Annotated in this window: 6 protein-coding genes and 1 riboswitch; of the genes, 5 read left to right on the top strand and 1 reads right to left on the bottom strand. The window is 45.1% G+C overall.

The features are described from left to right. Positions 1–266: transposase (locus tag ACVBDU_RS21645; RefSeq protein WP_447178008.1), on the bottom strand; the 266-nt coding region annotated here is incomplete at its 3' end. Between the two features lie 457 nt (positions 267–723). Then, a riboswitch (cobalamin riboswitch) is annotated at positions 724–926 on the top strand. Positions 927–1,102: 176 nt separating this feature from the next. Between ACVBDU_RS21645 and metE the strand changes: the two genes are divergently transcribed. From metE to nhaC, 5 genes are all read left to right on the top strand, one after another. After that, complete coding sequence (metE, locus tag ACVBDU_RS21640; RefSeq protein WP_447181775.1) at positions 1,103–3,406, top strand: 5-methyltetrahydropteroyltriglutamate--homocysteine S-methyltransferase; 2,304 nt, start codon at positions 1,103–1,105, stop codon at positions 3,404–3,406. Between the two features lie 249 nt (positions 3,407–3,655). Further along, a complete protein-coding gene (locus ACVBDU_RS21635) occupies positions 3,656–4,852 on the top strand; it encodes an aminotransferase class I/II-fold pyridoxal phosphate-dependent enzyme (protein WP_447181774.1) in 1,197 nt (398 codons plus the stop codon). A gap of 37 nt (positions 4,853–4,889) precedes the next feature. Beyond that, complete coding sequence (locus tag ACVBDU_RS21630) at positions 4,890–5,159, top strand: four helix bundle protein (protein ID WP_447181773.1); 270 nt, start codon at positions 4,890–4,892, stop codon at positions 5,157–5,159. Next, positions 5,120–5,248 (top strand): hypothetical protein, encoded by a 129-nt coding sequence (locus ACVBDU_RS21625; protein WP_447181778.1) that lies wholly within the window; start codon positions 5,120–5,122, stop codon positions 5,246–5,248. The genes ACVBDU_RS21630 and ACVBDU_RS21625 overlap by 40 nt, the downstream gene beginning before the upstream one ends. A 155-nt stretch (positions 5,249–5,403) precedes the next feature. Next, the gene (gene nhaC, locus ACVBDU_RS21620) at positions 5,404–6,858 is read left to right on the top strand and encodes a Na+/H+ antiporter NhaC (protein ID WP_447181772.1); all 1,455 of its coding nucleotides are present in this window, start codon (positions 5,404–5,406) and stop codon (positions 6,856–6,858) included. Positions 6,859–7,009 lie beyond the last annotated feature (151 nt).

Here is a 7,009-nt window from a genome sequence, read left to right as displayed (position 1 = left end):
TGCTTTTGACCCAAAGCCCGTTCCAGCTCCTTAATGCGCTCTGCCTGCTCTTTTTGCTTCTTTGATAAACTTTTACTTTCCACTATCATTCGTGTATTACTCACGTAAAGATCGGAATATTTACGTAACCATTTATATACCGCCGTGGTACTTACCTGATAAAGCTGGCTAACATCACGAACCCGGAGTTCTCCCTTTTCAATCTGCTTGACTAATTGCAATTTGAGGCCTAAATCAAACACTCTGTGTTCTTGTCCTTTTTTCATTATACATTAAGTTTAAGAAAAAAGGCAACCTATGTTAGGCTTAGTCAACTGATTTTAATAAACTATAATTGTCTCTCCGAACTTGTGGAGGCTATTGGTAAAATACATAGCCCGGAATTTCACCTTCGATAAGGCAAACACATCATAAAATTTAAGTTCGATGAAAAGTTGGAGAGTTTAGGAGTTTTAAAGTTTTGGAATTCTGTTTTATTGCATTAGTTTTTTAAAAATTATTCATGCCTTCGTGACAAAACAAACTTTCAGTGCGTTATAAAAACCTATGGATTTCTAATCCATATACCTCCTCAACTCTGAACTCCTCAACGCCAGGACTAAAAAAACAACCGGCAATGCTGAGAAATTGTTTGCATTTTAAAACGTGTTTGCCCTGTCACTTCCGACTTCTAACTTCGTACTTCCAACTTTATTAGCTACCTTTGCACCGTTCATACATACTATTTCCCATTATAAGTGAAGTTGCACCCGGGTTTCGGGGCTACTTCTTAAAAAGGAACCGTGTGAAAATCACGGGCTGACGCGCAACTGTAAGTAACGTGAAGTTACTGCCGTACCACAATCCATTGTCCCTACAGCTCTCGGGATGAGAAGGATGGCAGTAATGTTACAAGCCAGGAGACTTGCTTATAATGCAGAGACGTATGCTTTCGCGGTTTTGAAGCAGTAGTCGGGATATTTTAACGGGAAGATCACCTGTCCGGGTGGTATGCACCGTTAATGGGTTTATCCTCTCTTCTACGATTCATTTAAGGCATACGGTAAAATGGTTGGTAAGGAACATTAATGTATTTGATGTTTAACTTAATGCTATTTTAAAAATGCAAAAAAACAATTTGGGCTACCCCCGTATCGGTGCCCGGCGTGAACTGAAAAAAGCCTGCGAACAGTATTGGTCGGGTAGAATTGACCGGGACGAACTGCTCTCGGTTGCAGAAGCACTCCGCAGTCAGAACTGGGAAGTACAACAGGAAGCAGGTATAGACCTTATTCCCTGTAACGACTTCAGTTTTTACGACCAGGTCCTCGACATGTCTCTCTCCCTAGGAGCCGTTCCTAAACGCTACACTCCCGTACTGACACAGAACAAGGAAAACACGGAACTGGACCTGTATTTCGCCATGGCCAGGGGATACCAGAAAGACGGACTGGACATCACCGCCATGGAAATGACCAAATGGTTCGACACCAATTATCACTATATCGTACCGGAATTCCATAACAAACAGGAGTTTAAATGGTTCTCATCCAAGATCACCGAAGAGTTTGCCGAAGCCAAAAAGGTGCTGGACAAAACTCCGAAGCCTGTTCTGGTCGGTCCCGTTTCCTACCTGTTACTGGGTAAAGAAAAAGAAGAAGGTTTTCATCGTATTGACCTTCTTAAAAATCTCCTCCCCGTATATGTGGAAATCCTGAACAAACTCAAAGACCTGGGTGCGGAATGGATACAGCTGGACGAGCCCTTTTTGTCCCTCGATCTTACCGAACAAGAGAAAAAAGCCTACAAAGAAGCCTATGTCACTATTGCCAAAGCCTGTAAAGGCCTAAACATTATGGTTGCTACCTATTTTGAAGCTTTGGGTGACAATACAGCCCTGGCCACATCATTACCCGTAAAAGCTCTTCATATAGATCTCGTAAGGGCGCCGCAACAACTGGATGCGGTACTGGAAGCCACTCCGGAAACCCTGTCGCTCTCTCTCGGGGTAGTAGACGGGCGTAATATCTGGAAGAACGATTACGAGAAATCCCTGGAGTTTATCCGCAAGGCAACGGCAGCCATTGGAAAAGAAAGAGTATTCATAGCCCCCTCCTCTTCCCTTCTGCATACGCCTTATGACCTGGAAGCGGAAACGGAACTTGACCCGGAAATAAAAAACTGGCTGGCTTTTGCCAAACAGAAACTCGGGGAAATATCTGATATCTACGAAATCGCAAACGGCAACACCAGCCTCCTGGAAGAAAACAAAAAAGCCCTGGAAAGCAGGCGCACCTCTTCCCTGATCCATAAACAGGAAGTGAAAGACCGGACAGCTGCAATTTCCGGGAAAGACACCACCAGGCTCTCTGCTTTCGAAACGAGACAGAAACTACAGCAAAAACGTTTCGGTTTACCGCTATATCCTACAACCACCATCGGTTCCTTCCCCCAGACTCCCGATATACGAAAGCTTCGTGCCGCGCTGAAGAAAGGCGAGCTTACCTTGTCCGAATATGAAACAAAAATAGAAGCTGCGACTATCGAAGCCATCGATATTCAGGAGCGGATAGGACTGGACGTACTGGTTCACGGGGAATTTGAACGTAACGATATGGTGGAGTATTTCGGGGAATTGCTCGAGGGGTTTGTATTCACCAAAAACGGCTGGGTACAAAGCTACGGCAGTCGTTGTGTAAAACCCCCTATTATTTTCGGGGACGTGAGCAGGCCCGAAGACATGACCGTTCGCTGGAGCCGTTTTGCCCAGGAAAATACGGATAAAATTGTCAAAGGAATGCTTACCGGCCCGGTTACCATATTGCAATGGTCTTTTGTACGGGACGATCAGCCGCGATCCGAAACCACATTCCAGATCGCCCTGGCTATCCGCGATGAAGTTGTAGCCCTGGAAAAAGGAGGGATTTCCATGATACAGATCGACGAACCAGCTATCCGGGAAGGTTTGCCCCTGCGGAAGAAAGACTGGCCTGCCTACCTGGACTGGGCTATACAGGCTTTCCGCATATCCGCAAGCGGTGTTCAGGATGAGACTCAAATACACACCCATATGTGCTATAGCGAGTTTAACGATATCATAGAGCACATTGCGGCTATGGATGCAGATGTGATAACCATAGAAACTTCCCGTTCCCAAATGGAACTGCTGGAAGCTTTTTCAGATTTCAAATACCCGAACGAAATAGGCCCCGGAGTGTATGATATCCATTCTCCGAGAGTTCCTACCGTAGAAGAAATGGTGGCACTGCTCGAAAAGGCAACTGCCCTGCTCCCTATGGAGAATATCTGGGTAAATCCGGATTGTGGTCTGAAAACCCGTAAATGGGAAGAAACTGAAGCCGCACTTACCAATATGGTAAAGGCCGCAGCAAAAATCCGGGAAAGTGTAGATCAACCTGTTTCCTGATCCGCATCCCCGTATTTAACTCTAAAGAAAGGCTGTTTTGTACCTTCGGCAGGTATAAAAACAGCCTTTCTCCTTTTTTCCTTTTTTCGCGAACTATTTAAAAATAATCACCATAACCCTTGTTTTTATAAACAATTTTAAAAATAGACACTTAAAAACCTCCTATAATTATCAATACACAAAAAAACTACTTGTAAAAATGCCCTGGTTTCGGTAGATTGCAGCACTAATTTATAAAAACCGATTCCTATGGCATTCGACCCGGCAAACAAGATACAGGACCTGCAATATTTCGGAGAATTCGGGGGAGTAAATCCTTCTGTTTCCGATTCGTCCACTTACACTTTTCTCTCCGCAAAAACCATGTTCGACACCTTCGAAGGCAATACCGAAGGCTGTTATCTCTATTCCAGGCACTCTTCCCCTTCCAATCTGTACCTGGGGGAAGCTCTTGCCGCTATGGAAGGTACGGAAACGGCCAACGTTACCGCCAGTGGCATGGGAGCCATTACGGCCGTTATTTTACAATACTGTGATACTGGCAGCCATATTGTTTCCGGAAGAACGGTTTACGGCGGCACCTATGCCTTTATGAAAAACTTTCTGCCCCGGCTGAATATAAACACCTCTTTTGTAGACACCTCTTCCGCAGAAAAGGTAGAAGCTGCTATTACGGACAAAACCAAAATGCTGTATTGCGAAGTGGTAAGCAATCCCCTGCTGGAAATAGCAAATATCCGGGCTTTATCCGCAATTGCCAGAAAACACAATATCCCCCTGGTTGTGGACAATACTTTTTCTCCGCTTACTATTGCTCCCGCTCAACACGGCGCCGACGTAGTCATTCACAGTCTTACGAAATTCATCAACGGTAGCAGCGACTGTGTGGGTGGTGTGGTTTGCGGTAGTACGGACTTTTGCCTTTCCCTGAAAGATGTTAACGACGGTGCAGGTATGTTGCTGGGCAGCACCATGGATAGTCTGCGGGCAGCATCCATACTCAAAAACTTGAGAACATTACACATACGTATCAAAAAACACAGTGAAAATGCCCTTTTCCTGGCAAGAAAATTCGAAGAAGACGGACGGAAAGTAGTATACCCCGGACTGGAATCGCACCCCGGGCATGAAACTATGAAAAGGCAAATGAACCCGGAATACGGTTTCGGAGGTATGATGACCCTGGATGTCGGTTCTCTGGATAAAGCCAACGCACTTATGGAAAGTATGCAAAATAATAACCTGGGCTATCTTGCCGTAAGCCTTGGTTTTTACAAAACACTTTTCAGCGCGCCGGGAACTTCCACCTCTTCTGAAATCTCCCCGGAAGAACAAAAACAAATGGGGCTTACCGACGGACTCATCCGTTTTTCCATAGGACTGGACAACGATATCGAACGTACTTATGAAAAGATGAAAGAAGGTATGAAGGCCCTGGGGATATGAGAGGGTGAGAAGGTGAGAGGGTAGTGAAACTAGTTATATGACAAACGCGGAATTTAACGAGCCGATGAGAAATCGTACACCGGAATATGCTGTGCGGGTGTTGGGCTTTTTGGAGGCACTTCCAAAAAATGTTTCTACCAAAGTAGTCCGTTATCAGTTGGCTAAGTCGTCCACTTCGGTAGGAGTAAATTTCAGGGCATTCTGCCGAGGACGCTCCGCAAAGGAATGCTATACCAAGATTTGCATCGTAGCAAAAGGAGCTGATGAATGCCCGTATTGGATGGAATTGTTAAAAAATCCGGCATAGGCAACGTTACAGAATCGAATGCGTTATCTGCCGAAGGCATTGAAATATTAAAAATCGTAGCAAAAATCAAATCCACCTATGAAAAATAATTCTCACCCCTCACCTTCTGACCCTCTCACCCTCTAATAAAATTTGTAAACGTTTAGGCAAAATCGTATTATTACAATCTGTAAGCATCCGGTTCGGAATACTGAAAGGCAGTCCGTATTTCGGAACATGAGAATCCGGGAACAACTTTAATTTTATGGAAGAAAACAAGGTCATTGAAAACAGGGAACTATCGATATGGGAAGCTCTTATTCCTATATTTGCTCTTATAGGAATGTTGGCTTACAACGTTCTTTTCGTTTATAAAGACGATGCCCTGTCGGGATCTAACCAGTTTATCCTCCTTCTCGGGGCAGCCGTAGCAGCCATAGTTGGTTTTTTCAACAAAGTGTCATATGAGTTTATGATGGAAGAAGTGGCGCAGAATGTAAAATCTACTACCGGGGCTATTCTCATATTGCTTATGGTAGGGGCGCTTTCCGGCACATGGCTTATTAGCGGTATTATCCCTTCCATGATCTATTACGGCTTACAGATACTCAATCCTACAATTTTTCTCGCCGCCTGTGTTATTATCTGTGCCATTATTTCTGTGGCTACCGGAAGCAGCTGGACCACCTCGGCAACCGTAGGTATTGCCCTTATAGGTATCGGCGATGCACTGGGTATATCACCGGGTATGACCGCAGGAGCGGTGCTTTCCGGCGCGTATTTCGGGGATAAGATGTCCCCGCTGAGCGATACTACCAACCTTGCTCCCGCCATGGCCGGGACCGACCTGTTTACCCATATCCGTTACATGGCTTATACCACGGTTCCTACCATTATTATAACGCTCATCGTATTTATAATATTAGGCTTTACCATAGATACTACCGGGAAACCGGACACCGAAGGAATTCTCGCTGCCATTGACCAATCTTTTTATATATCGCCGTGGTTGTTTGTTGTTCCTGCCCTGGTTATCCTGATGATCGTAAAAAAAACCCAACCGCTTATAGCATTGCTTACCGGGACACTTCTCGGGGGTGCTTTTGCTATAATTTTTCAGCCGGATATAGTAACCCGGATTGCCGGGGAAGATACCCTTAATTTTCACTCTGCTTATCGCGGTGTTATGGATGCCATTACTATAGATACTTCGGTAGAAACTACCGATCCTTCTCTCAACGAGCTCTTTTCTGCCGGTGGTATGTCTGGCATGATGGGGACCATATGGCTCATTATCTGCGCCATGGTTTTCGGCGGTGTTATGGAAGCGATCGGTGCACTGGCGAAAATAACGGAAAGCCTTCTGAAACTTTTCCATACAACATTCGGACTTTTTGCCAGTACGGTAGCCAGTTGTCTCGCTTTGAACGCCACAGCATCGGACCAGTACCTGGCTATCGTCGTACCTGGAAAGATGTTTGCCAAAGCCTATAAAGATAAAGGACTTGCTCCCGAGAACCTCAGCAGGAGCCTGGAAGACTCCGGTACGGTCACTTCGGTACTTATACCGTGGAACACCTGCGGGGCATACCACAGCAGCGTCCTGGGAGTATCGCCCATCGCATATGGCGGGTATGCCATATTTAACTATCTGAGCCCGTTTATGACACTTCTCTTTGCTGCCTTCCGTATTAAAATCAGACAACTCGGTGAAAAATAGGTAAAAAGCCCGTAAACAGCTTGTCAGAAACAAAGAAAAACGGGCGGAATACTGCTGAAATCACAAATAAAAATAATATCCCCGGGGTTTGGATAAAAAATTACCAATCCAACAAACATAGGCTGTCATAATTAAGAAGAACCCAAAAAAA

The sequence above is a fragment of the Sinomicrobium endophyticum genome, from assembly GCF_052983315.1.
The sequence above is the reverse complement of the archived record's forward strand: the minus strand, read 5'-3'. Positions and strand labels throughout refer to the sequence as shown.